Origin of the sequence: Streptomyces sp. NPDC058469 (assembly GCF_042721125.1) — a bacterium.
Lineage (GTDB): Bacteria > Actinomycetota > Actinomycetes > Streptomycetales > Streptomycetaceae > Streptomyces.
In genome coordinates this window covers 19,889-42,859 of record NZ_JBHXME010000092.1, presented here as the reverse complement: position 1 = coordinate 42,859, position 22,971 = coordinate 19,889, and the positions used below count along the sequence as shown (strand labels likewise).

Sequence of the window (22,971 nt, the reverse complement as noted above, 5' to 3'; positions counted from 1 at the left end):
AGATCCCCGAACTGCTCAAGCCCCCGCCGCCGAAGGAGCCCCCGAAGGCGCCGGAACCGGTGGTGCCTGTGGTGCCGAAGGTGATCGAGCAGGACCCGGCGACCGTCCCCGGGGCACCGGAAACCCCGGCCCGCCGGCGCCGCATGGTCCCCCGCCTCCCCGCCGGACGCTGGTCCAACCCCCTGCTGCTGATCGCCGCCGCGCTGCTCGTCGGGGGCGCCGTCCTCGGCAACTGGTTCGCCCTGCTGCTCGGTTGGCTCATCGCGTACGCCTCCCGGCGGCTGTCCGACGCCGAGACGAAGTGGGCGGTGATCGGCCTGCCGACGGCGGCCGTCGCGGCCGGCGTCGTCTGGCTGTGGGGCAGGAACGACGGCCGCTGGGGCACCCCCGTCGCGCAGGGTCACATGAGCGACGCGATCGCCGAGACCTGGCCGTGGGTGGTGCGGGGGGCGGCGGTGGCGTCGGCGCTGTATCTGGTGTGGCGGTCGCAGCGGCAGCGGTGACGGTCGCAGCGGAAGTGGTGGGCGTCGCAGCGGAAGAGGTGTGCGTCGTAGCGGAAGAGGTGACGGTCGTAGTCGAGGGGCCGGTGGGATTGTCGTAGTCGCTGGGCACAATGGCCCATATGACCTCGCGCGCCCAGAGCAGTGACCAGCCCGCCGCCCAGCCCGCCCAGAACCCCACCCCTCCCGTCCTGACCGTCGGCTTCGATCTCGACATGACCCTCATCGACTCCCGGCCCGGTATCCACGCCTGCTATCTGGCGCTGGCGGAGCGGACGGGGACGTACGTCGACGCCGATCTGGCGATCACCCGGCTCGGGCCGCCGCTCGCGGACGAGTTGATCAACTGGTTCCCGGCGGACGAGGTGCCCGCCGTGGCGGACCTGTACCGCGAGATGTACCCGTCGATCGCCATCGCCGCGACCCCCGCGATGTCCGGCGCCCCCGAGGCGATCGCGGCGGTGCGGGCGGCCGGTGGGCGGGCGATCGTGGTCACCGCGAAGTACGAGCCCAACGCGAAGCTGCACCTCGCGCATCTCGGCATCGACGCCGACGCCGTGATCGGCAACCTGTGGGCCGAGCAGAAGGCGGAGGCGCTGCGCGAGGAGGGCGCGAGCGTGTACGTCGGCGACCACGTCGGAGACGTACGCGGAGCCCGCGGTGCCGAAGCCCTGTCGGTCGCCGTGGCGACCGGGCCGTGCGACGCGGAGGAGCTGCGCGCGGCCGGGGCGGACGTCGTGCTCGGCGATCTCACCGAGTTCCCGCGATGGCTTTCGGACTACCTTTCGGCACGCGCCTGACGGCGGCCCGCGGCGACCGACTGCAGTACGCCCGCGGCGGCCAGCAGGAATCCGACGCCCATGAGCATGCTCAAGAGGTACATGTACGTCGGAAAAGGCGTTGCGTGGAGCAACAGCGGTACCACGGTGACGAGTGTGGCCACCGCACCGATGAAAAAGATGATGGTGCCGGCACGGATCAGTCGGTCACCGGCCACGGCGGAATTCGTTTGGGTTTTGTCACGCACTCGACCAGGGTAGTTCCCTGCGCAAAGGAACAACCCGGCGACGTCTTGTCACCGGCCTGAAGACCATTAGCCTTGGTACCGGCGGGTCCCGACGACCCGCCGGTCTGCTATCCGAAGCAGTTTTCCGACGAGTACGAGGACGAGGACAGACGTGCCTACCGGCAAGGTCAAGTGGTTCAACAGCGAGAAGGGCTTCGGCTTTCTCTCCCGTGACGACGGCGGTGACGTCTTCGTCCATTCCTCGGTTCTGCCCGCCGGAGTTGATGCCCTGAAGCCCGGACAGCGCGTGGAGTTCGGGGTCGTCGCCGGTCAGCGCGGTGACCAGGCCCTCTCGGTGACCCTGCTCGACCCGACCCCGTCCGTCGCGGCGGCCCAGCGCAAGAAGCCGGACGAACTGGCCTCCATCGTCCAGGACTTGACGACCCTTCTGGAGAACATCACCCCGATGCTGGAGAAGGGCCGCTACCCCGACAAGGCCTCCGGCGGAAAGATCGCGGGCCTGCTGCGCGCGGTGGCGGACCAGTTGGACGTGTAGATATCCGGGAGATTCAGCGGACCTGGGGAATTAGAGCGAGTCCGGGCCGAGGGGCGCACCAGCCTCTCGGCCCGCGGTGTGTGAGCGGCCCGGGGATCGTCGTGCGGGGTCTTCTTGGCGCAGGCCCCAGGGACGGCGCCACGGGTTCAGGCGGCACCACGGGTTCAGACGGCGCCACGGGTTCAGGGGAACGTGAGCGCGTCCGGCCCGAGTGCCGGTACCAACCCCTCCGCCGCCGCTCGCGTCAGCAAACCCCGGATCGCCGCGTACCCGTCCTCGCCCAGGTCCGCCGTGAACTCGTTGACGTACAGGCCGATGTGCTGGTCGGCGACGGACGGGTCCATCTCCTGGGCGTGTTCCATGACGTACGGGCGGGAGGCCCCGGGGTCGTCCCAGGCGGCGCGGACCGACGTGCGGATGGAATCGGCCAACAGGTTCAGCGCGTCCGCGCCCAGTGAGCGCTTGGCGATGATCGCACCCAGGGGGATCGGCAGGCCCGTGGTGGCCTCCCAGTGCTCGCCCATGTCCGCGAGCTTGTGCAGGCCGTAGTTCTGGTACGTGAAGCGCGCCTCGTGGATGACGAGCCCCGCGTCGACCTTCCCGTCCCGCACGGCCGGCATGATCTCGTGGAACGGCATGACGACGATCTCGCCGACCCCGCCCGGGATTGTGTCCGCCGCCCACAGCCTGAACAGCAGGTACGCCGTCGACCGCTCGCTCGGCACGGCGACCCGGCGCCCGGTCAGATCGCCCCCGGCCTCCCGCGTGAGCACCAGCGGCCCGCAACCCCGGCCCAGCGCACCCCCGCAGGGCAGCAGCGCGTACTCGTCGAGGACGTACGGCAGCACGGCGTACGACACCTTCAGGACGTCCAACTCACCGCGCTCGGCCATGCCGTTGGTGATGTCGATGTCCGCGAAGGTCACGTCGAGCGCGGGCGCACCCGGCACCCGGCCATGGGCCCAGGCGTCGAAGACGAACGTGTCGTTCGGGCAGGGGGAGTAGGCGATCTGCAAAGGCTGCGTGGCTTGCTCACTGGTCGTCATACGGGTTCCAACTCTCCAGTACGGGCGCGCACTTCCCGAACCCCTCCGTCAGGGCCGCGAGCGCGTCGCCGATGCGCCAGGCGGCGCGGTCGCGCGGGCCGACGGGGTTGGAGACCGCGCGCAGTTCCAGGACGGGGATGCCGTGTGCGGCGGCGGCCTCGGCCACGCCGAAGCCCTCCATCGCCTCCGCGAGGGCGCGGGGGTGGCGGGCGCGGAGTTCCGTGGCGCGGGCGGCCGTTCCGGTCACCGTGGAGACGGTGAGTACGGCTCCGGGGCGGGCTCCGGTCGCGGCCGCGAGGTCTCGTACGAGTGCACTCGGCGGACGGTGGGTGACGGTGCCGAAACCGAGTTCGGTGACCGGGACGAACCCGTCCGGGGTTTCCGCGCCCAGGTCGGCCGCGGTGATCTCGTCGGCGATCACGAGGGAGCCGACGGGTGCCTCGGGCTGGAAGCCGCCGGCGATCCCGGCGGAGACGACGAGGGCGTACGGGGTGCCGGCGAGGGCGGTGGCCGTAGCGGCGGCGGCAGCGGCCGGACCCACCCCGGCGGCGATGACATCAACCCTGCACGAGGTGTCGCTCGTGAACGCCCGTGCCACCGCGTCCCGTTCGGCGGGGACGGCGGTGGCGACGAGGACACGGAGGGAGGACGTGGTCAGGAGTCCTTCTTGAACTTGAAGGACCACAGGCCCTTGACCGTCTTGTCGCCCTCCTTGATGGAGACGACGGTCGAGTTGCCGGTCGCGCCGTACTGGGTGTTGAAGAACACGCTGCCGGGGATCGTGCGGTAGGTCTTCTTGCTGGAGTCGGTCAGCGGCTGACCGTTCATCAGGATCGTCCAGCCGTTGTCGGCGATCTTCGGATCGACACCGAAGCGCACGGTCTCGTCCGGGTCGACCGAGATCGACGTGGAGGCCTTCAGACACTTCGCCAGGTCCGCGGTCTTCACCGCGTCACCGTCGTTGTAGCAGGTGGCCTCGGTGTGGACCGAGTTCCTCCCGACGGTGATCGTCGAAACCGGCGTCGGCTTGTCGCACGCCGACAGGACGAGCAGTCCGGCGGAAACGGCGCCGGCGGCGGCGACGGCGCGGCGGCGTCGCACAGCGGATTGCATGGTCATGGGGCGAAGGTTATCGGGCCCGTCCAGTACTCCCCCCACGTGGGGTGCGGCGTGCCGGGCCGGGTGGTGCGGGTTAGGCCACTCGCGGGCGTCCACTGCCGCCGTGACGTGCCGAGGCGAGCAGGCCGCGCAGGGTGGTCAGCCAGCCCAGGGCGATGACTCCGGCGGCGAGGGTGAAGCCGAGGGCGCCGTTCAGCGGCATGACGATGCCGATCGCGCCGCCGAGCACCCAGGCCATCTGGAGCATCGTCTCGGAGCGCGCGAACGCCGAGGTGCGCACCAGCTCGGGCACGTCCCGCTGGATCAGCGCGTCCAGGGACAGCTTGGCCAGCGCCTGGCAGAACCCGGCCGTAGCGGCGAGACACGCCACCAGCACGGCGCCGAAGAAGATCGCGGCGGTGATGGCCGCGCCCAGCACCAGCGCGACGACGGTCACGATGATGAGTTCCGGGGCCCGCTGCCGCAGCCAGGACCCGACCGCCGTACCGAGCGCGTTGCCCACGCCCGCCGAGACGGCGACGATGCCCAGCGACACGGCCGCGCTCTGCCCGGTCATCGGGTGCTCCCGCAGCAGGAACGCGAGGAAGAAGGTCAGGAAGCCGGAGAGCCAGCGCAGGGCCGCGTTGGCGCCCAGGGCGTGGGTGACGGCGATGCCGACCGTGCGCAGCCCCGGACGCTTGACCTCCTTGGGATGCGGGCCGTGCAGATGGTCCTCGTCCGCCGCGAGCAGCGCCGTGTCCTCGCCCTTGGCCGAGTCGACCTTGGGGTCCAGGGAGAACGACAGGACCGTACCGGCGACGAAGATCACGAAGGCGCCGTAGAGCGGCCAGGGGTCGCCGATGGCGTGCAGGCCGCCCGCGATCGGGGCGGCGACGCCGGTGGCGAGGAGCCCGGCGAGGGTGACTCTGGAGTTCGCCTTCACCAGGGAGATACGGGGTGGCAGCAGCCGGGGCACCACGGCGCTTCTGACGACGCCGTACGCCTTCGAGGCGACCAGGGCGCCCAGAGCGGCCGGATACAGCTCCAGGCTGCCGCTGGCGACCGCGCCGGAGATGATCAGGGCGAGGAGGGCGCGGGCCAGCATCGCGGCGGCCATCGCGGCGCGGCGGCCGTGCGGGAGTTTGTCGAGGAGGGGGCCGATCACCGGCGCGAGGACGGTGAAGGGCGCCATGGTGATCGCCAGATACAGGGCGACCCGCCCCCGAGCCTCATCGGTCGGTACGGAAAAGAACACTGTCGAGGCGAGGGCGACGGTGATCATGACGTCGCCGGCGCCGTTCACCGCGTGCAGTTCGATCAGTCTGCCGAGGCCCGACTCGCCCGCGCCGTGCGCGTGCGTGGCCTTCCGGATGCCGCGGGCGGTACCGGTGACGGGGAAGTGCAGGGCACGACCCATCGCGCGGACGGAACCGCTCACCCGGCCCGAACCGCCACCTCGGATGTTCCCCTTCGTTCCACCGACCCCGGTGGCACCTTGGGGCGACCTCGCGGCTGCCACCCCGTCATAGTGCCCCGAGAACGGCGCGAGTAGTGCGGTTACCGCGCGTATGGAGGCGTGCGGGGTGGATTCTGGGCCGTTGCACAGGTCTCGGTATGACCGCCGCGCAGCGCCCAAGAGGCCGTCGGTGTGGGCGCATGCGCCGGGAGAAGGTAGCGTGCGTAGCGCGCCGTGGCGATTGTTCTCGGCCGCGCGCCTCTCGGCCATCCCTCAGAATGGATGGCGTAGGCGCGCCCGAGCGCGATCGGGCGCGGACGTCGACGCGGCCCTCCTCCAGTGCCTCCACGGGCCTGGGAGGTGTTTTTCAGCCGCTCCGTCCGCTCCCTTCGCCACAACAGGCGCACCCGTGAGACGGCGTAGGAGAGAAGCGATACCTGTGAGCGCAGCGACCACGCGAAGCCGCACCCCCGACCGCCTGTGTGCCGAGGCCGTCGACCTCGCCCGTGCCGCAGCCGAGGAGGCCGCCGCGCCCGGCGTGGTCGGCGAGCACGCCGGCTTCGAATCCGAGGGCGACCGTGTGGTCACGCACTTCTTCGAGTGCAAGGAGTTCGGCTACCGGGGCTGGCGCTGGGCGGTGACGGTCGCGAGGGCGTCCCGCGCGAAGCTGGTCACCCTGGACGAGGTCGTGCTGCTCCCCGGCCCGGACTCGCTCCTGGCCCCCGAATGGGTCCCGTGGAGCGAACGCCTCCGCCCCGGCGACATGGGCCCCGGCGACCTGCTCCCCACCGACGCCGAGGACCTCCGCCTGGAGCCCGGCTACACCGGCGAGGACGAGCCCCCGCCGAACTCCGCCGTCTCGGACGAGATGGCGGAGCTGGTGGAGGCGGAGGATGCCGAAGTCACGGCGGGCACCCCTGCCACGCTCCCCATGGCCCCCACCCGAGGCTCGATCGCGGCGGTGGCGGAGGAGTTGGGCATCCGCCGCGCCCGAGTCCTCTCCCGCTACGGCCTCCACGTCGCCGCCGACCGCTGGGAGGACGGCTTCGGCCCGAAGACCCCGATGGCCCAGGCGGCCCCGGCGGCCTGCGTCAGCTGCGGCTTCCTGGTCGCGATCGGCGGCTCCCTGGGCCAGGCGTTCGGAGTCTGCGCGAACGAGTTCTCCCCGGCGGACGGCCACGTCGTGTCCCTGGCCTACGGCTGCGGCGGCCACTCGGAAGCAGCGATCATGCCCAAACCGCCCCAGCCCCCGGCCCCGGTGATCGACGAGACGATGATCGACCCGTTCCCGCTGCGGCCTGCGGCGGATTCGGGGTCGGTGTCGGTCGGGGCCGACGAGGAATCGGCGGACTTGGGGCACTCGTAAGGTCTGCGGCGGGTCGATCCCCGTGTGGGCCCGGCCGTGGACGTGGAGAGCCTCGGCAGCCCTGACCAGTTCAGCGGCCCTGCGTTCCACGGCGGCGAGGAAGTCTGCGGGAGCGGTGCGGGCTCAACTCACCCAGGGCTTCCCGCGCCACCGCCGGATCTTCGTGTTCCAGGTTGCTCTCCGCCTGGACGTAGCGGCTGGACAGGCCCGGGCGGCGGGCGATCTCTCGTCCAGCCGACCTGGAGCGACGACGGCGAGGGCAGCACGCAGGGCATCGGGAGTCAGCTCGGGACGGGGGATCAGCTCGTACTTGTACGCCGTCACCGCCGCCACGTCCCAGAAGTGAACGCGGTACCGGGCGTGGTCCTGCTCCCAGGCGGTGTCACGGGGATCGATGCCGCGAATGTCCATGAAGCGAGCTTAGGGAAGCGGACGCACCTGCCCTGGACTGGCGCCCCGCCCCGCATCCGCCCCGCCCCTTGCACCTTGTCCCGCCCCGGGACGCGCGCCCCGCCTCGGACTCGCACCCGCCTCGAAGCCGCGCCGTGTCTGGGACTTACACCAACCACGCATCCGCGCCGCCCCTTGCACCCTGTTCCGCCCCGGACTCGCCTCGAAGCCGTGCCGTGCCTCGGACTGGTGGCCGCCCCGCGTCCGTGCCGAGTCCGGGACCCCTGGACCAGCCCCCGCACCACCACCCTCTGCAGGCTGGGGTCATTTCTAACCGGTCACCGAGATGCACAGTGGTTAGATTTCCCCCCAGCTTCCAGCGACCCCCCGCACCCCCGCACCGGATACCCAACACCCGGCACCCAGCACGTGACGCACCCCGAACGAACCCGCCCCCGACCCCGCTCCTCCTCCCCGTCCCCTCCCCGGCAACCCCACCCCCCTCCGCGCGGTACCTTCATCGCGACGTCGATGAGGAGAGTGAACGTACGTGAGTAAGTTCGTGCGGCCCGCTGCCGAGGGTGCCGATCCGTTCGGGACCGCCCGTCTGCGGCGTGGGGTGCTCGATGCCTGGGCGACCAGCCCGGCCCGGTTCCGGGAGGACGCCAACGCCGAGGAGGATCTCGTCCTCGGCGGGTACCGGGACCGCCTCGTCGTCGAGCTCGCTCAGAACGCCGCCGACGCCGCCGCCCGCGCCGGTGTGGCCGGACGGCTCCGGCTCACCCTCCGCGACGGCGTCCTCTGCGCCGCCAACACCGGCGCCTCCCTCGACGCCGCCGGTGTCGAATCCCTCTCCACTCTCCGCGCCTCCGCGAAACGCGACGCCGGTGACAGCGCGGTCGGCCGTTTCGGTGTGGGGTTCGCCGCCGTCGTCGCCGTGACCGACGAACCCGCCGTCGTCGGGCGGCACGGCGGTGTCCGCTGGTCCCTCGCCGAGGCCCGCGCACTCGCCGACGACACCGCCCGGCACAGCCCCGGCCTCGGCACCGAGATCCGCCGCCGCGACGGCCACATCCCGCTGCTTCGCCTCCCGTTCGCCGCCGAGGGCACCGCCCCCGACTCCTACGACACCGTCGTCATCCTCCCGTTGCGCGACACCGCCGCCGAGGACCTCGCCGAGCGCCTCCTCAACGCCGTCGACGACGCTCTTCTCCTCGCCCTGCCGGGGCTCGCGGAAGTCGTGGTCGAGGTGGGTGACCAGGCACCCCGCACCCTCACCCGTCGCAGCGACGGCGCCGACACCGTCGTGGACGACAGCCGGGACGGGAGCACCCGTTGGCGTACCGCCGCCGCGCACGGGGAGCTGGCCAAGGGGCTGCTCGCCGATCGGCCCGTCGAGGAGCGGTTGCGGCCCTACTGGTCCGTCACCTGGGCCGTGCCCGTCGACGACGACGGGACTCCCGCTCGTCCCCGTACCAGCCCCGTCGTCCACGCGCCCACGCCCAGCGACGAACCCCTGGGCGTACCCGCCCTGTTGATCGCCTCGCTGCCGCTCGACACCACCCGCCGGCATGCCGCACCGGGCCCGCTCACCGACTACGTGGTGGAACGCGCGGCGGACACGTATGTCGAACTCCTCGCCGCCTGGCGGCCGGTGACCACCGGCATCATCGACCTCGTCCCCGGCCCGTTGGGCATGGGGGAGTTGGACGGCACGCTGCGGCAGGCGATCCTGGAGCGCCTGCCGCGTACCGCCTTCCTCCCGCCCGCCATCGAGCCCGACGGCCAGAGCGACGACGAACTGCCCGAGTCGCTACGGCCCCGGGACGCCGAGGTCGTCGAGGGCGCCGGTTCCGACACCGTGCGCGTCCTCGCCGAGGTGCTGCCCACTCTCCTCCCCGCCGGGCTCGAACGGCGCGTGGAACTACGGACGTTGGGCGTCGCCCGCGTCCCGCTCGCCGACGCCGTCGACCGGCTGGCCGGCCTGGAGAAGGACCCCGGCTGGTGGCGGCGGCTCTACGACAGCCTCGCGGGCGTCGACCCGGACCGGCTGTCCGGGCTGCCCGTACCGCTCGCCGACGGGCGGACGACCATCGGCCCCCGGCAAGTGCTGCTGCCCACCCCGGACTCCGTCCAGGTCGACCCCGAAGTCCTCGCCCGGCTCGGGCTCAAGGTCGCCCACCCGGACGCCGCGCACCCCCTCCTGGAGAAGCTCGGCGCGCTGCCCGCGACACCTCGTGCCGTACTCACGACACCCCAGGTGCGGGCCGCCGTGGCCGCCTCCATCGACGACGAGGGCGGGGCCGTATGGGACGAACCTGCCCCCGATGCCGAGGAGTTGGCGGACACGGTGCTCGCCCTCGTGCGGGACGCGGGTCTCGAACCCGGTGACGAACCCTGGCTCGGTGCCCTCGCGCTGCCCGACGAGGACGGCGAACTCGCGCCCGCCGGTGAACTGGTGCTGCCCGGCAGCCCGTTCGCCCAGGTGATGCGGGACGGCGAACTCGCCTTCGTCGACTCAGAGTTGGCCGACCGCTGGGGCGAACAGCCGCTCGCCGCCTGTGGAGTTCTCGCCACCTTCGCCCTCGTCCGGGCCACCGACGTCGTCCTCGACCCGGACGAACTGGAGCCCCGCGACGGCGACTTCGCCGAACCCGACGACCCCGGCCTGCTGGACTCCGTGGACGTGTGGAGCGAGGACGTCCTCGACCGCTTCCCCGACAGCCCCGTACCCCCCGTCGCCACCGAACTCGTCGCCGTACGCGACCTCGACCTCGTCGACGACGACCGCTGGCCCCAGGCCCTCGCCCTCCTCGCCCAGCCCCCGCTGCGCGACGCGATCACGCAACAGGTCCGCATCCTGCTTCCCGACGGCACGCACGAGGCCGTACGGCCTTACACCGCTTGGTGGTTGCGCGGGCACCCGGTACTCGACGGCCGCCGCCCGGCCGGCCTCCTCGCCGCCGGCGGCGACCCGCTGCTGCGCGGGCTGTACGACGAGGCCGACGCGACCGGGTTCGACGACGAGCAGGTGCTGCGGGCCCTCGGCGTACGGACCTCCGTGGCCGCGCTCCTCGACGAGCCCGGCGGCGCCGCCGAACTCCTCGACCGCCTCGCCGACCCCGACCGCGAGGTCGCCGGCACCCAACTGCACGCCCTCTACAGCGCGTTGGCCGACCTCGACCCGGAACAGGTGACCCTCCCGGACGACCTGCGCGCCGTGGTCGACGGCGAGGTGACGGTCGTGGACGCGGCGGACGCTGTGGTCGTCGACTCACCAGACCTGCTGCCCTTCACCGCCGGCGTCCCGCTGCTGCCCGTACGGCCGTCCAGGGCCGCCGAGCTGGCCGAGCTCTTCCAGGTACGGCGACTGAGCGAGTCGGTCACCGGCGAGGTCACCTCCGAGGGCACCGAGCACGACGTACCCGAATCCGTCCGCGTCCTCCTCGGACCGCTCACCCCCGCGACCTACGTCGAACACGAGGACCTCGTCATGGACGGTGTCGAGATCGACTGGCGCCGGACACGCGACGGCGTCCTGCACGCCTCGACCCTGGAGGGCGTCGCCGCCGGACTCGCCTGGTCGGCGGGGCAGTGGCCTCGACGGTTCGAGGTGGCGGCGCTGCTGGAGGACCCGTCGCGGACCGAGGAGCTGGCTCGGGACCGGTGGTTCGACTGAGCGGGCCGACGATCTTCACGACCATTCCGAAAAAGGTTCACGAGTCGTACAACCATTCCCTTTCGTCGTGAATCTGATCAGCTGGGCCAACAGGCTCCACGATCACTTCTCTACCTGGGGAACCCATGCGCATGCGTGCCATCCTCGGCGTCGTCACCGGCGCCCTGGCCCTCTCCGCTCTCGCCGTGCCTGCCGCGCAGGCCGATGACGGCCGGGGAGACACCACGATCTCGACCGTGGTGGTGAACGGCGGCAAGCCGGTCGTCGTGGGCGCGACCGCGAAGAAGACCATCACGGTCAGCTTCACGGTCAAGGACGCCTCGGGCGTCGACTGGGCGCAGGCGATCCTGTACCACGGCGCCAACATCGACTCGTCCGACAGCGGCGCCGTCGCCAACAGCAGCGACGGCCGCGCCACCTGCACCAAGGTCAACGCCACGACGTCGACCTGCAAGTCGACCTTCGACCTGAAGCCGGGCTCCAACCTGATCAACTCCGTGGCCGGCGGCTGGAAGGTCTGGGCGGTCGCCCGGGGCAAGGACTCCGACTACGTCCAGAAGGACAACGCGAAGACCTTCCAGGTCCAGCGCCTGTCGAAGCTGACGGTCAACGCCGCCCCGGAGCCCGTGAAGAAGGGCAAGACCATCACGGTCACCGGCAAGCTGACCCGCGCGAACTGGGACGCCGGTACGTACTCCGGTTACTCCACCCAGCCGGTGAAGCTCCAGTTCCGCAAGAAGAGCGCCAGCACCTACACCACGGTGAAGACCGTCAAGACGAACTCGACGGGCAACCTGAAGACCACCGTCAAGGCGACCGTCGACGGCTACTTCCGCTACAGCTTCGCGGGCACCTCGACCACTCCGGCCGTCAACGCCGCGGGTGACTTCATCGACGTGAAGTAGCCGCGAACCACCCCAACTGACCGGAGAAGTCTCCGCACTTCACCATCAGTTCGCAATACCCGCACAAAGTCTCGATCCGCCGTACAACCTGCCCCACCCGTCGTGAATCAGAACACGTGAGCCAACAGGCTCCGCCATCACTTGGGCCCCGGCGCCGACGACGAGCCGTTCGGAACGACCAGCGCGCCGGGGCCCCCTTTCCCACTTGGGGAACGCATGCGCATAAGCGCCACCGTGGCCGCCGTCTCCGGCGCCCTGGTCCTCTCCGCCTTCGCCGTACCGGCCGCGCAGGCCGCGGGCTCCGACGCCGGCTCGTACCGCTCGGACGTCGCGAAGATCCGTGAGGCCGCCCACGCCGCCTCCGGCAAGGACGCCCTCGCCGGCTCCACCGTCGCCACCCCGGCCGACGACGAGCCGTACGCCCTGAACGTCACCTTCTCCAACATCAAGGTGCACAGCGGCAAGCCGATCGTGGTCGGTGCCGCCGCCCACGTCTCCGTGCCGGTCACCTACACGCTGACGCACGGCACCGACGTCGACATCACCGCGGCGGACTTCCTCAACGGCCCGTTCATCTACAAGGGTACGTTCGCCGATCCGTCCAACGCGGTCTTCGGCGACAAGCCGGGCACCTGCACGGCCACCTCCACGACCGTCGCCTCCTGCAAGGCCACCCTCGACATCTACCCGGCCGAAGGCAACCTGGCGAACGTCGACGCCGGTGGCTGGAAGGCCGGCGGCCTGGCCATCGCGTACAACGGCCAGGACCCGGACAGCAGCTCCTTCGACATCACCAAGGTCGGACTCGCCCAGCAGGGCGGCTTCGCCTCCCCGAACGTGCAGCGCCTGTCGAAGCTGACGGTCAACGCGGCCCCGGAGCCCGTCAAGAAGGGCAAGACCATCACGGTCACCGGCAAGCTGACCCGCGCGAACTGGGAGACCAACAAGTACGCGGGCTACTCGACCCAGCCGGTGAAGCTCCAGTTCCGCAAGAAGAACGCCACCACGTACACCACGGTCAAGACCATCAAGACGAGCTCGACGGGCGCCCTGAAGACCACCGTCAAGGCCACGGTCGACGGCTACTTCCGCTACAGCTTCGCGGGCACCTCGACCACCCCGGCGGTCAACGCCACGGGCGACTACGTCGACGTGAGGTAGTAGTACCCAGAAGCAGCTGCCGCGCCCCGAAAACAGGGGCGCGGCAGCTGCTTTTAGGGGGCGCGGGGAACTGCGCGACCAGCCACGACGCACCCGCAGGCGAACTACGAGCTCTTAGGCCGGCACCCGCCGATCAACCAGCCTCCAAACCAGCTCCAACGCAACCCCCGCAACCCCCGCCACCCCCACAGCGATCCAAGGCATAGTCACCCCCACCAACTTCAGCGCAAAGAAATGCTGAAGCCACGGCACAACCAGCACAACCACGAACGCCGCCCCCATAGACGCCACCAGCACCACCCGCCACCAGGTATACGGCCGCGCAATGATCGCCAGCACCCACATAGAGATCAGGAACAGCGTCAAGGTCGCCGCACTCGTCTCCGCCGCCAACGACCCCGTCCCCGTGTAGTGGTGACGGGCGATCAGGTACGTAACGAAGGTCGCGGCCCCGGCAATCACCCCACCCGGGATCGAGTACCGCATCACCCGCCGCACGAAGTGGGGTTTCGCCCGCTCCTTGTTGGGCGCCAGCGCCAGGAAGAACGCCGGGATACCGATCGTCAGCGTCGACAGCAGCGTCAAGTGCCGTGGCAGGAACGGATATTCGACCCGCCAGCACGCCACCAGCACAGCCAGCAGCACCGAGTACACCGTCTTCACCAGAAACAGCGTCGCCACCCGCGTGATGTTCCCGATGACCCGACGCCCCTCCGCGACCACCGAAGGCAGCGTCGCGAAGCTGTTGTTGAGCAGCACGATCTGCGCGACCGCCCGCGTGGCCTCGGAACCCGAGCCCATGGAGACACCGATGTCGGCGTCCTTCAGGGCGAGTACGTCGTTCACGCCGTCCCCGGTCATCGCGACCGTGTGCCCGCGCGACTGCAACGCTCCCACCATGTCCCGCTTCTGCTGCGGGGTGACCCGCCCGAACACCGTGCCCTCGTCGAGGGACTTCGCCATCTCCTCCCGCTCGGCGGGGAGTTGGCGCGCGTCGACGACCTGCCCGGTGAGCCCGAGCTTCCCCGCCACCGCGCCGACGGACACCGCGTTGTCGCCGGAGATGACCTTCGCGTGCACGTCCTGCTCGGCGAAGTAGGCCAGCGTCTCGGCCGCGTCGGGCCGCAACCGCTGCTCCAGCACCACCAGCGCCGTCGCCTCGGCCTCCCGCGCGACCTCGGGGTCGTCCAGCTCACCCGCGACCCGGGCCAGCAGCAGCACCCGTAGCCCCTGCTCGTTGAGCCGCCCGGTCTCCGCGAGCGCGGGATCGTCCGCACCCAGCAGCACATCGGGCGCCCCGAGCAACCACGTGCTCGACTCCCCGTTGCCCTCACTGAACGACGCCCCGCTGTACTTGCGCGCCGAGGAGAAGGGCAGCGACTCGACGCACCGCCACTCCTTGCTGTCCGGGTAGGCGGTGATGATCGCCTGAAGCGACGCGTTCGGCCGCGGGTCCGACTCCCCGAGCGCGCCGAGGACTTTGCGTACGTACGTCTCGTCGGCCCCGCCGAGCGGACGCAACTCGGTGACGTCCATGCCGCCCTCGGTGAGCGTGCCCGTCTTGTCGAGGCAGACCGTGTCGACGCGGGCGAGGCCCTCGATCGCCGGAAGTTCCTGGACGAGGCACTGTTTCCGGCCAAGCCGGATGACACCGATCGCGAAGGCCACCGAGGTGAGGAGCACGAGCCCCTCGGGAACCATCGGGACGATGCCGCCGACCGTCCGGGCGATGGAGTCCTTGAACCCGTGCTGTTTGACGACCAGTTGGCTGATGACCAGGCCGATAGCGGTCGGGATCATCATCCACGTCACGTACTTGAGGATCGTGGAGATACCGGTCCGCAGCTCGGAGTGGACGAGCGTGAACCGGGAGGCCTCCTCGGCGAGTTGGGCCGCGTACGCCTCCCGCCCCACCTTCGTCGCCTCGAACGCCCCGCCGCCGGCGACGACGAAACTCCCGGACATCACCGCGTCCCCCGGCCGCTTGACGACCGGATCGGCCTCACCGGTGAGCAGCGACTCGTCGATCTCCAGGCCGTCGGCCTCGACGCACTCCCCGTCGACCACGACCTTGTCACCGGGCCCGATCTCGATGAGGTCACCGAGGACGATCTCGGAGGTGCTCACCGCCACCGCGGCCCCGTCCCGCCGTACGGTCGGCTTCGACTCGCCGATCACCGCGAGGGAGTCGAGGGTTTTCTTTGCCCGCCACTCCTGGATGATCCCGATCCCGGTGTTGGCGATGATCACGTACCCGAACAGGCTGTCCTGGACCGGCGCGACGAACAGCATGACCAGCCAGAGCGCGCCGATGATCGCGTTGAACCGGGTGAACACGTTGGCGCGGACGATCTCGCCGAGGGAACGGCTGCTGCGCACCGGGACGTCGTTGACCTCCCCGCGCGCCACCCGTTCGGCGACCCCGGCGGCGGTGAGCCCACGTGCCCGCGTCGGAATGGGCACGGGGTGCACAGGGTCGAGTTCGGCGCCCGCGTCGGTGTCCGTCATGCATTCGACGGTACGTGCGGATTTACGGCTTCACCCGCCGAGTGCCCGGAAGATCCGACCAGGGGAGGACGGCGGACGGGGCGGAGTGATGCCGTGGTTGTACGACGGTGTCGTTACTCAGCGGCAGTCGGCGCCGAGGCGCCCGCCGTACCCGCCGTGCCTTCCGACTCCGCCGCGCGCCTGAGCGCCGCGTCGCGCCCCCGGACGTACCAGATGCCGATCAGCCCGAGTCCGCTCCCGGCCAGGCAGGTCCACAGCCACCACAGATGACCGTGGTCGTCGAACCAGCCGTAGAAGGGGAGCTGTACCAGGAAGAGGACGAACCAGAGGATCGTGAGGCCGATGATGGTCGGGACGATCGGGCCCTCAAGGGGCTCCGGTGCCTCGTGTGTCGGTGTCCACTTCGCCATGCCCACAGCTTACGAGGCGACACAAGGCGCCCGGAGCCGCGCCTGATCCATGCCTGAGCCGCGTCTGAGCCGTGCCTGAGCCGCGTCGGTCTACGCGCGGAGATAGCGCCTGACGTCTTCATATGTTCATACTGAAACGGTTTCCGTCTGTCCACTTCTGCTCGTAGGAACATCCAATGCCGACCGCCCTGGACCGCTACTTCAAGATCTCCGAACGGGGAAGCACCCTCCCCCGCGAGATCCGGGGCGGCTTCGCCACCTTCTTCGCGATGGCGTACATCATCGTGCTCAACCCGATCATCCTCGGCAGCGCGAAGGACATGTACGGGCACCACCTCGACAACGGCCAGCTGGTCACCGCCACGGCCGTGACGGCCGCGTTCACCACCCTCCTCATGGGTGTCATCGGCAACGTACCGATCGCGCTCGCCGCCGGACTCGGCGTGAACTCCGTCGTCGCCCTCCAGCTCGCGCCGCGCATGACGTGGCCGGACGCGATGGGCATGGTCGTGCTGGCCGGCCTGATCGTGATGCTGCTGGTCGCCACCGGGCTGCGCGAGCGCGTCATGAACGCGGTGCCGTACGGACTGCGCAAGGCCATCTCGATCGGTATCGGCCTGTTCATCATGCTGATCGGACTCGTGGACTCCGGGTTCATCTCCCGCATCCCGGACGCCGCCCAGACCACCGTCCCGCTCCAGCTCGGCGGCGACGGACACCTCAACGGCTGGCCGGTCCTGATCTTCATCCTGGGCGTCCTGCTCACGCTCGCGCTGATCGTCCGCAAGGTCTCCGGCGCGATCCTGATCTCGATCGTCACGATGACCGTCCTCGCGGTGATCGTGAACGCGGTCGCGACGATCCCCTCCTGGGGCCTGACCACCCCGAAGTGGCCCGGAAACCCGGTCGCCACCCCCGACTTCGGCCTGATCGGCAAGTTCAGCCTGTTCGGCGGCTTCTCCAAGGTCGGCGTGCTGACCGGCGTCCTCTTCGTCTTCACGGTCCTGCTGTCGTGCTTCTTCGACGCGATGGGCACGATCATGGGCATCAGCGACGAGGCCAAGCTGACCGACGCCCAGGGCAACATGCCCGGCATCAACAAGGTCCTCTTCGTCGACGGCATCGCGGTCGCCGCGGGCGGTGTCAGCTCCTCCTCCGCGACCACCTGCTTCGTGGAGTCCACGGCGGGTGTCGGCGAGGGCGCCCGCACCGGCTTCGCGAACGTCGTCACGGGCGCCCTGTTCGCCGTGGCGCTGTTCCTCACGCCGATCGCCACGATGGTCCCGTCCCAGGCCGCCACCCCCGCACTGCTCGCGGTCGGCTTCCTGATCCTGGCGGGCTCCGTCAAGGAGATCGACTGGGCCGACCACACGATCGCGATCCCGGCCTTCATCACGATGGTGATGATGCCGTTCACCTACTCGATCACCAACGGCATCGGCATGGGCTTCATCACCTTCGTGGTGCTGCGCCTGGCGGCCGGCCGGGCCAAGGAGATCCCGGCCGCGCTCTACGTCGTCTCGGCGGTCTTCGCCTTCTACTACCTGATGCCGGCGCTGGGCCTGACCTGATCCGCGCTTCTACCGGGCCCTCACGTGACCCCGTAGAACTTCTCCGTCTCCTCGACCGCGGTCTGGAACCGCTCGTCGAAGTCGTCCCGAATGAGCGTCTGGACCACATAGTCCTGGACGCTCATTCCCCTTTTCGCCGCATGGTGTCGGAGCCGTTCGAGCAGCTCCCCGTCTATCCGCAGGCTGAGCACGCTGGTCCCCATGAAGACGAGGGTCCGGGGCGCTTCCCGGCGGCGGGTGACGTTCCGCGCCGGGATCACTCATATGGGTGACGTAAGGGTTCAGTGGCCAGGGTCACGGGCATCCCGGCGTGTCTCCATTGGTCTTTAGCGAGAGTAATGAGTTATGCTAAGGAACATGCCGGACCTAACCCATGGCGACGACGCTGCCGCTGTGAACTCCCTGCGATCAGCCGTGATGCGGTTGTCCCGTCGACTCAAGCACCAGCGGGTCGACGAGTCACTGAGCCCCACCGAGATGTCGGTGCTCGGCACCCTGTCCACCTGCGGCAGCGCGACCCCTGGCGAGCTCGCTCGCAAGGAGCATGTGCAGCCGCCCTCGATGACCCGCATCGTGGCGCTGCTCGAAGCCAAGGGCCTGGTCCAGCTGGAGCCGCACCCCGAGGACCGGCGCCAGAAGGTCGTCACCAAGACCCCCCAGGCCGAGGCGATGCTCGAAGAGAGCCGCCGCAAGCGCAACGCGTTCCTGGCCGGCCTGGTCGACGGCCTCGACGAGGACGAGTGGGCGAAGATCGTCGCCGCCGCCCCCGTGCTGGAGAAACTCGCACACCTGTAAGTCTGTCTATGTAGGAGCGACCTTTTGAGTTCGGGACCCGGAGCAGACTCCGCCCCCGCGCCAGCCACCCCCGACTCCCCGCCCACCCCACCCGGCAAGTCCTCGATGTTCAGCTCGCTGAAGATCCGGAACTACCGACTGTTCTTCATCGGCCAGGTCGTCTCCAACACCGGCACCTGGATGCAGCGAATAGCCCAGGACTGGCTGGTCCTCAGCCTCACCGGCTCCTCCGCCGCCGTGGGCATCACGACCGCCCTCCAGTTCCTGCCGATGCTGCTCTTCGGGCTCTACGGCGGTGTCCTCGTCGACCGGCTGCCCAAGCGCCCCACGCTGCTCGTCACGCAGTCCGCGATGGCCCTCACCGGCCTCGCCCTCGCCTTCCTGACCCTCTCCGGCCACGTCCAGGTCTGGCACGTCTACGTCGCCGCCTTCGCCGTGGGCCTCGCCACGGTGGTCGACAACCCGGCCCGCCAGTCCTTCGTCTCCGAGATGGTCGGCCCCGACCAACTGCAGAACGCGGTCAGCCTCAACTCGGCGAACTTCCAGTCCGCCCGCCTGGTCGGCCCCGCCGTCGCGGGCGTCATGATCACCGGCGTCGGCACCGGCTGGGCGTTCCTCTTCAACGGCCTGTCGTTCGTGGCGCCGTTGGCGAGCCTGTTCCTGATGCGCAACCGCGACCTGCACTCCGTCCAGCGCGCCCCGCGCGGCAAGGGCCAGCTCCGCGAGGGCCTGCACTATGTCGCCGGCCGCCCCGACCTGATCTGGCCGATCGTCCTCGTCGGCTTCATCGGCACGTTCGGCTTCAACTTCCCGGTGTGGCTGTCGGCCTACGCGGACGACATCTTCCACGCGGGCGCCGGCGCGTACAGCCTCTTCAACACGCTCATGGCGGTCGGCTCCCTGATCGGCGCCCTGCTCGCCGCCCGCCGGGGCACCACTCGCCTCCGCGTACTGATCGCGGCGGCGACGGCCTTCGGCCTGCTGGAAGTGGTGGCGGCCGTGGCCCCCTCCTACTGGCTGTTCGCCCTGCTCATGATCCCGATCGGCATCGCCGGCCTGACGGTCAACGTCACGGCCAACACCGCCGTCCAGATGGGCACCGACCCGGCCATGCGCGGCCGCGTCATGGCCCTGTTCATGATGGTCTTCATGGGCGGTACGCCGGTGGGCGCACCGATCGTCGGCTGGATCACGGACGCCTACGGCCCCCGGGTGAGTTTTGCCCTCGGCGGCGTCATAGCGGCCGCCGCGGCGGCCACGATCGGCGTGATCCTGGCCCGCATCGGTGACCTGCGCCTGTCGTTCGACTGGAACCACGGGCATCCGAGCGTGGCCTTCGTCCCGCGCGAGCGGGAGCAACTGGCCACGGCTGCCTGAGAGTTGTGTGGTGCGACTGGCCCGGGGGCTACACCCTCCGGGCCAGCACCTGTCCCGGCCACTGGTCCTCCCCGACGACGAACGCCTCGGTGGCCGTGAACCCGTTGCTCTCGTAGTAGGCGACGAGCTTGCGGTCGTCCCCCGCGTAGCAGTCCACCCGCAGCAGGGAGACCCCGGCCCGCCGCGTCGCCTCCGCCGCGTGCGCGAGCAGCGCGCTGCCGACGCCGTGGCCCTTGAACCGCCGGTCGGAGGCGAGGAGATGGACGTACCGCTCGGGCTCGTCCACGGCGTCGATGTACGGCCCCGGTGCGTCGGTGAGGGTGAGCGTGCCGACGGGCTCCCCGCCGATCTCGGCGATGTAGGGGACGCCCGCGTCGACGTACCGCCGGACCATCGCCACGGCCTTCGGATTCCCCGACCACGACCGGGTGCCCCACTGCCCGGTACGCCTCTGCGCGACGAGCCACTCGACGGCCCCGTCGAACAGGCCGAGTATCGCGGGAACGTCGTCGGGCCCGCCTTGCCTGATGCTGATGCTGGTGTCGATCTCCATGGCAGCAGGCTAGAGGTCCGAATCGGCTGTGCGCTGGACTAACCATCTGAGTCCGGCAGACCGGTTAGTTCAGGGCACACACGTTGAGCAGTAGTGGAAGGCTGCCCCCATGAGACTCTTCGCGGCGCTGCTGCCGCCCGAGGACGTGCTGGCCCAACTCGGCGCGGCCGTCGACGAGTTGCACGGTCTCCCGGGTGCGGACGGCCTCCGCTGGACGGGCCGCCCGGGATGGCACTTCACGCTCGCCTTCTACGGCGAGGTCGACGAGGACGTCGTACCCGAACTGTCCGCCCGGCTGGAGCGGGCGGCGCGGGCGACCGAACCGTTCGGGCTGGCCGTGCGCGGGGGTGGGGAGTTCGGGCAGGGGCGGGCGTTGTGGGCGGGGGTGGAGGGGGACGCGGCGGCCCTGCGTCTGCTGGCGGACCGTTGCGAGGCGGCGGCGCGGGAAGCGGGGGTGCCGATGGGGGAGCACCGGCGTTATCGCGCCCACCTGACCGTGGCGCGGAGCCGGGAGGCGGTGGATGTGCGGCCGTACGTCGAGCGTCTCGACGACTTCACGGGCCGGGCGTGGACGGTGGACGAACTGGTCCTCGTCCGCAGCGACCTGCCGAGGTCCGGGGTGCCGGGAGAGCAGCCGCGGTACGAGGCGGTCGCCCGCCGGCGGCTCGGGGTGGCCGGTTAGGCTCGGGTACGTGGACCCGAAAACCCGAAACCGGATCATGGCCGGTGTGCTTGTGCTGTTGTTCGTTGTCGTGGGGCTCGCCGCTGCGCTCGGTAAGTGAGGGCGGGGCCGCGTGGCGTCGTTCGGCTCCGCCGAGCGGGAGCTGGTCGCGCCCACGCGGCGGAGCCGCACATGTCACAGCCCCGCGCCCCTGATGGGGCGCTGCCCTCACGGTGCTACCAGGCGAAGGCTTCCGGCGACGGCCCCGGACCCGGGAAGATCTCGTCCAGCGAGGTGAGGAGTTCCTCGCTCAGTTCCAGCTCTACGGCGCGCAGCGCGCTGTCGAGCTGTTCGGCGGTACGCGGACCCACGATCGGGCCAGTGACGCCGGGGCGGGTCAGCAACCAGGCCAGGGCGGCCTCGCCGGGCTCGATCCCGTGCTTGTCGAGGAGGTCCTCGTAGGCCTGGATCTGGGCGCGTGAGGTCGGGTTGGCGAGGGTGTCGGCGGCCCGGCCGCTCGCCCGGCGTCCACCCGAGATCTCCTTCTTGATGACCCCGCCGAGGAGCCCGCCCTGGAGCGGGGACCAGGGGATGACCCCGAGGCCGTACTCCTGCGCGGCCGGGATGACCTCCATCTCGGCGCGACGCTCGGCGAGGTTGTAGAGGCACTGCTCGCTGACGAGCCCGATGGTGCCGCCGCGGCGCGCGGCGATCTCGTTCGCCTGGGCGATCTTGTAACCGGGGAAGTTCGAGGAACCGACGTAGAGGATCTTGCCCTGCTGGATCAGGGTGTCGATCGCCTGCCAGATCTCCTCGAAGGGGGTGGCACGGTCGACGTGGTGGAACTGGTAGACGTCGATGTAGTCCGTCTGCAGCCGCTTGAGGCTGGCGTCCACGGCCCGCCGGATGTTGACCGCGGAGAGCTTGTCGTGGTTGGGCCAGGAGTCGCCCTCGGCGGCCATGTTGCCGTAGACCTTGGTGGCGAGGACCGTCTTGTCGCGGTGATCGGGGCTCTTGGCGAACCAGTTTCCGATGATCTCCTCGGTACGGCCCTTGTTCTCGCCCCACCCATACACGTTGGCGGTGTCGAAGTAGTTGATGCCCGCGTCCAGCGCCGCGTCCATGATCGCGTGGCTGTCCGCCTCGTTCGTCTGCGGTCCGAAGTTCATCGTGCCGAGGACCAGTCGGCTGACCTTGAGGCCTGTGCGTCCGAGCTGCGTGTACTTCATGAGTAACCAGCCAACGACTTCGAGTGCGCTCTATGCAAGAGGGATCAAAGGAGGATCAGTCGCGGGGGAAGTCGGTGGTCTTGAGGACGAGGTCGACCACCGTGCCGGTCAGGTCGACGTCGGTACCGAAGTCCACCCGTACCGGGTCGGCGTAGTCGCCGTCCTTCGGGTCGGTGTAGACGTGGCAGCGCCCTTGGCAGGGGTCGGCGATGACATGGACGGGGACCTCGGCTTCCGCGTACGCGGTCCTCTTCGGGCCGTAGTCGTTGGCGGCAGTGCCCTTGGAGATCACCTCGGCGACGAACTCCACGTCCTGGTAGCGCCAGTGGCCCGTGTCGTCGGGCTTCGCCCCGTCCTTGAGCATGGCGATGTCCGGGCAGAAGCCGTTCTCATAGCCGGGGAAATCGACACGGACGTCGCTGAAGACCTGGACATCCTGTCCGAACCTGTCTTCCAAGGCCCGCAGGATCCGGCGAATGATCTGCCAATGCGTGTTCCGCCGCGGTGTCATGAAGACGTCGCCCCCGACGATCTCGACCCTGAATCCTTCGGGGACGGGCATCCGCTCAAGCCGCTCGAACCACTCGTCCAAGCGCTTGGTGTTGGCGTCGGCCATCGCGATCCTGTCTTCAAGGACGGTCAGTGGCGCTCCTCCCGGTTGCCCCACGGACGGGTGCAGCCGCGTAGAACGATACGCACGGTGA

Annotated in this window: 22 protein-coding genes and 1 pseudogene; 11 read left to right on the top strand and 12 right to left on the bottom strand. The window is 70.1% G+C overall.

The window, feature by feature from the left end; translation table 11 throughout:
- Positions 1-503, top strand: a pseudogene (locus tag ACFWP5_RS32105) (hypothetical protein); the annotation flags it as partial.
- Between the two features lie 119 nt (positions 504-622).
- Positions 623-1,300, top strand: a complete 678-nt coding sequence (locus ACFWP5_RS32100) for an HAD family hydrolase (RefSeq protein WP_384164385.1) — start codon at positions 623-625, stop codon at positions 1,298-1,300.
- Here ACFWP5_RS32100 and ACFWP5_RS32095 read toward each other — a convergent pair.
- Positions 1,279-1,527, bottom strand: coding sequence for a hypothetical protein (locus tag ACFWP5_RS32095; RefSeq protein ID WP_384164383.1), 249 nt, complete (start codon positions 1,525-1,527; stop codon positions 1,279-1,281). The two genes, ACFWP5_RS32100 and ACFWP5_RS32095, sit on opposite strands and share 22 nt — an antisense overlap.
- Positions 1,528-1,678: 151 nt before the next feature.
- On the opposite strand from ACFWP5_RS32095, the gene ACFWP5_RS32090 reads away from it, so the two are divergent.
- Positions 1,679-2,062, top strand: coding sequence for a cold-shock protein (locus tag ACFWP5_RS32090; protein WP_019072514.1), 384 nt, complete (start codon positions 1,679-1,681; stop codon positions 2,060-2,062).
- Between the two features lie 182 nt (positions 2,063-2,244).
- Here the strand turns inward: ACFWP5_RS32090 and ACFWP5_RS32085 are convergent, their stop codons facing one another.
- The 4 genes from ACFWP5_RS32085 to ACFWP5_RS32070 all read right to left on the bottom strand — a co-directional run bounded on the left by ACFWP5_RS32085 (position 2,245) and on the right by ACFWP5_RS32070 (position 5,725).
- Positions 2,245-3,108 carry a 1,4-dihydroxy-6-naphthoate synthase gene (locus ACFWP5_RS32085; protein WP_384164380.1) on the bottom strand — a complete coding sequence of 288 codons (864 nt, stop codon included), beginning with the start codon at positions 3,106-3,108 and terminating at the stop codon, positions 2,245-2,247.
- Entirely contained in the window at positions 3,095-3,793 is a 699-nt protein-coding gene (locus ACFWP5_RS32080) for a futalosine hydrolase (RefSeq protein ID WP_384164377.1), read from the bottom strand. Before ACFWP5_RS32080 ends, ACFWP5_RS32085 begins: the two co-directional genes overlap by 14 nt.
- The gene (locus ACFWP5_RS32075; RefSeq protein ID WP_384164374.1) at positions 3,763-4,227 is read right to left on the bottom strand and encodes a DUF2771 domain-containing protein; all 465 of its coding nucleotides are present in this window, start codon (positions 4,225-4,227) and stop codon (positions 3,763-3,765) included. The genes ACFWP5_RS32080 and ACFWP5_RS32075 overlap by 31 nt, the downstream gene beginning before the upstream one ends.
- 73 nt (positions 4,228-4,300) lie before the next feature.
- Positions 4,301-5,725, bottom strand: coding sequence for an MFS transporter (locus tag ACFWP5_RS32070; RefSeq protein ID WP_384164371.1), 1,425 nt, complete (start codon positions 5,723-5,725; stop codon positions 4,301-4,303).
- Between the two features lie 376 nt (positions 5,726-6,101).
- Between ACFWP5_RS32070 and ACFWP5_RS32065 the strand changes: the two genes are divergently transcribed.
- Positions 6,102-7,028 (top strand): DUF3027 domain-containing protein, encoded by a 927-nt coding sequence (locus ACFWP5_RS32065; RefSeq protein WP_384164368.1) that lies wholly within the window; start codon positions 6,102-6,104, stop codon positions 7,026-7,028.
- Positions 7,029-7,151: 123 nt separating this feature from the next.
- On the opposite strand, the gene ACFWP5_RS32060 is transcribed toward ACFWP5_RS32065, so the two are convergent.
- Positions 7,152-7,439, bottom strand: a complete 288-nt coding sequence (locus ACFWP5_RS32060; RefSeq protein WP_384164365.1) for a hypothetical protein — start codon at positions 7,437-7,439, stop codon at positions 7,152-7,154.
- Positions 7,440-7,968: 529 nt separating this feature from the next.
- Here ACFWP5_RS32060 and ACFWP5_RS32055 point away from each other — a divergent pair.
- The 3 genes from ACFWP5_RS32055 (at position 7,969) to ACFWP5_RS32045 (ending at position 13,163) form a co-directional block, all read left to right on the top strand.
- Positions 7,969-11,097: a sacsin N-terminal ATP-binding-like domain-containing protein gene (locus ACFWP5_RS32055; RefSeq protein WP_384164362.1), complete on the top strand. Its 3,129-nt coding sequence runs from the start codon at positions 7,969-7,971 to the stop codon at positions 11,095-11,097.
- Positions 11,098-11,222: 125 nt separating this feature from the next.
- Positions 11,223-12,002, top strand: coding sequence for a calcium-binding protein (locus ACFWP5_RS32050; protein ID WP_384164360.1), 780 nt, complete (start codon positions 11,223-11,225; stop codon positions 12,000-12,002).
- Between the two features lie 216 nt (positions 12,003-12,218).
- On the top strand, positions 12,219-13,163 hold the full coding sequence (locus tag ACFWP5_RS32045) for a hypothetical protein (protein ID WP_384164357.1): 945 nt from the start codon (positions 12,219-12,221) through the stop codon (positions 13,161-13,163).
- A gap of 114 nt (positions 13,164-13,277) precedes the next feature.
- On the opposite strand, the gene ACFWP5_RS32040 is transcribed toward ACFWP5_RS32045, so the two are convergent.
- Complete coding sequence (locus ACFWP5_RS32040) at positions 13,278-15,671, bottom strand: HAD-IC family P-type ATPase (protein WP_384164354.1); 2,394 nt, start codon at positions 15,669-15,671, stop codon at positions 13,278-13,280.
- A 113-nt stretch (positions 15,672-15,784) separates the two neighbouring features.
- Positions 15,785-16,081, bottom strand: a complete 297-nt coding sequence (locus ACFWP5_RS32035) for a DUF2530 domain-containing protein (protein WP_384164351.1) — start codon at positions 16,079-16,081, stop codon at positions 15,785-15,787.
- Between the two features lie 176 nt (positions 16,082-16,257).
- On the opposite strand from ACFWP5_RS32035, the gene ACFWP5_RS32030 reads away from it, so the two are divergent.
- Positions 16,258-17,652: an NCS2 family permease gene (locus tag ACFWP5_RS32030; RefSeq protein ID WP_384164348.1), complete on the top strand. Its 1,395-nt coding sequence runs from the start codon at positions 16,258-16,260 to the stop codon at positions 17,650-17,652.
- A gap of 20 nt (positions 17,653-17,672) precedes the next feature.
- Here the strand turns inward: ACFWP5_RS32030 and ACFWP5_RS32025 are convergent, their stop codons facing one another.
- Positions 17,673-17,855, bottom strand: coding sequence for a BrnA antitoxin family protein (locus ACFWP5_RS32025; protein ID WP_262064267.1), 183 nt, complete (start codon positions 17,853-17,855; stop codon positions 17,673-17,675).
- Between the two features lie 154 nt (positions 17,856-18,009).
- On the opposite strand from ACFWP5_RS32025, the gene ACFWP5_RS32020 reads away from it, so the two are divergent.
- Both ACFWP5_RS32020 and ACFWP5_RS32015 read left to right on the top strand, forming a co-directional pair.
- Positions 18,010-18,447, top strand: a complete 438-nt coding sequence (locus ACFWP5_RS32020; RefSeq protein ID WP_026150457.1) for a MarR family winged helix-turn-helix transcriptional regulator — start codon at positions 18,010-18,012, stop codon at positions 18,445-18,447.
- A 24-nt stretch (positions 18,448-18,471) separates the two neighbouring features.
- Complete coding sequence (locus tag ACFWP5_RS32015) at positions 18,472-19,824, top strand: MFS transporter (protein WP_384164344.1); 1,353 nt, start codon at positions 18,472-18,474, stop codon at positions 19,822-19,824.
- Positions 19,825-19,852: 28 nt separating this feature from the next.
- Here the strand turns inward: ACFWP5_RS32015 and ACFWP5_RS32010 are convergent, their stop codons facing one another.
- Positions 19,853-20,377: a GNAT family N-acetyltransferase gene (locus ACFWP5_RS32010; protein ID WP_384164341.1), complete on the bottom strand. Its 525-nt coding sequence runs from the start codon at positions 20,375-20,377 to the stop codon at positions 19,853-19,855.
- 109 nt (positions 20,378-20,486) lie between these two features.
- Here ACFWP5_RS32010 and thpR point away from each other — a divergent pair, with 109 nt between their 5' ends.
- Positions 20,487-21,059, top strand: a complete 573-nt coding sequence (gene thpR / locus ACFWP5_RS32005; protein ID WP_384164337.1) for an RNA 2',3'-cyclic phosphodiesterase — start codon at positions 20,487-20,489, stop codon at positions 21,057-21,059.
- Between the two features lie 215 nt (positions 21,060-21,274).
- Here the strand turns inward: thpR and ACFWP5_RS32000 are convergent, their stop codons facing one another.
- A complete protein-coding gene (locus tag ACFWP5_RS32000; protein WP_384164334.1) occupies positions 21,275-22,267 on the bottom strand; it encodes an aldo/keto reductase in 993 nt (330 codons plus the stop codon).
- 55 nt (positions 22,268-22,322) lie between these two features.
- Positions 22,323-22,883 (bottom strand): Uma2 family endonuclease, encoded by a 561-nt coding sequence (locus tag ACFWP5_RS31995; RefSeq protein ID WP_384164331.1) that lies wholly within the window; start codon positions 22,881-22,883, stop codon positions 22,323-22,325.
- Positions 22,884-22,971 lie beyond the last annotated feature (88 nt).

Coding starts and splice junctions, on each gene's coding strand:
- ACFWP5_RS32045 (WP_384164357.1), top strand. CDS start 12,219: ATGCGCATAAGCGCCACCGTGGCCGCCGTCTCCGGCGCCCTGGTCCTC.
- ACFWP5_RS32040 (WP_384164354.1), bottom strand. CDS start 15,671: ATGACGGACACCGACGCGGGCGCCGAACTCGACCCTGTGCACCCCGTG.
- ACFWP5_RS32035 (WP_384164351.1), bottom strand. CDS start 16,081: ATGGCGAAGTGGACACCGACACACGAGGCACCGGAGCCCCTTGAGGGC.
- ACFWP5_RS32000 (WP_384164334.1), bottom strand. CDS start 22,267: ATGAAGTACACGCAGCTCGGACGCACAGGCCTCAAGGTCAGCCGACTG.
- ACFWP5_RS32060 (WP_384164365.1), bottom strand. CDS start 7,439: ATGGACATTCGCGGCATCGATCCCCGTGACACCGCCTGGGAGCAGGAC.
- ACFWP5_RS32050 (WP_384164360.1), top strand. CDS start 11,223: ATGCGCATGCGTGCCATCCTCGGCGTCGTCACCGGCGCCCTGGCCCTC.
- ACFWP5_RS32025 (WP_262064267.1), bottom strand. CDS start 17,855: ATGGGGACCAGCGTGCTCAGCCTGCGGATAGACGGGGAGCTGCTCGAA.
- ACFWP5_RS32075 (WP_384164374.1), bottom strand. CDS start 4,227: ATGACCATGCAATCCGCTGTGCGACGCCGCCGCGCCGTCGCCGCCGCC.
- ACFWP5_RS31995 (WP_384164331.1), bottom strand. CDS start 22,883: ATGGCCGACGCCAACACCAAGCGCTTGGACGAGTGGTTCGAGCGGCTT.
- ACFWP5_RS32020 (WP_026150457.1), top strand. CDS start 18,010: ATGCCGGACCTAACCCATGGCGACGACGCTGCCGCTGTGAACTCCCTG.
- ACFWP5_RS32100 (WP_384164385.1), top strand. CDS start 623: ATGACCTCGCGCGCCCAGAGCAGTGACCAGCCCGCCGCCCAGCCCGCC.
- ACFWP5_RS32030 (WP_384164348.1), top strand. CDS start 16,258: ATGCCGACCGCCCTGGACCGCTACTTCAAGATCTCCGAACGGGGAAGC.
- thpR (WP_384164337.1), top strand. CDS start 20,487: ATGAGACTCTTCGCGGCGCTGCTGCCGCCCGAGGACGTGCTGGCCCAA.
- ACFWP5_RS32010 (WP_384164341.1), bottom strand. CDS start 20,377: ATGGAGATCGACACCAGCATCAGCATCAGGCAAGGCGGGCCCGACGAC.
- ACFWP5_RS32085 (WP_384164380.1), bottom strand. CDS start 3,108: ATGACGACCAGTGAGCAAGCCACGCAGCCTTTGCAGATCGCCTACTCC.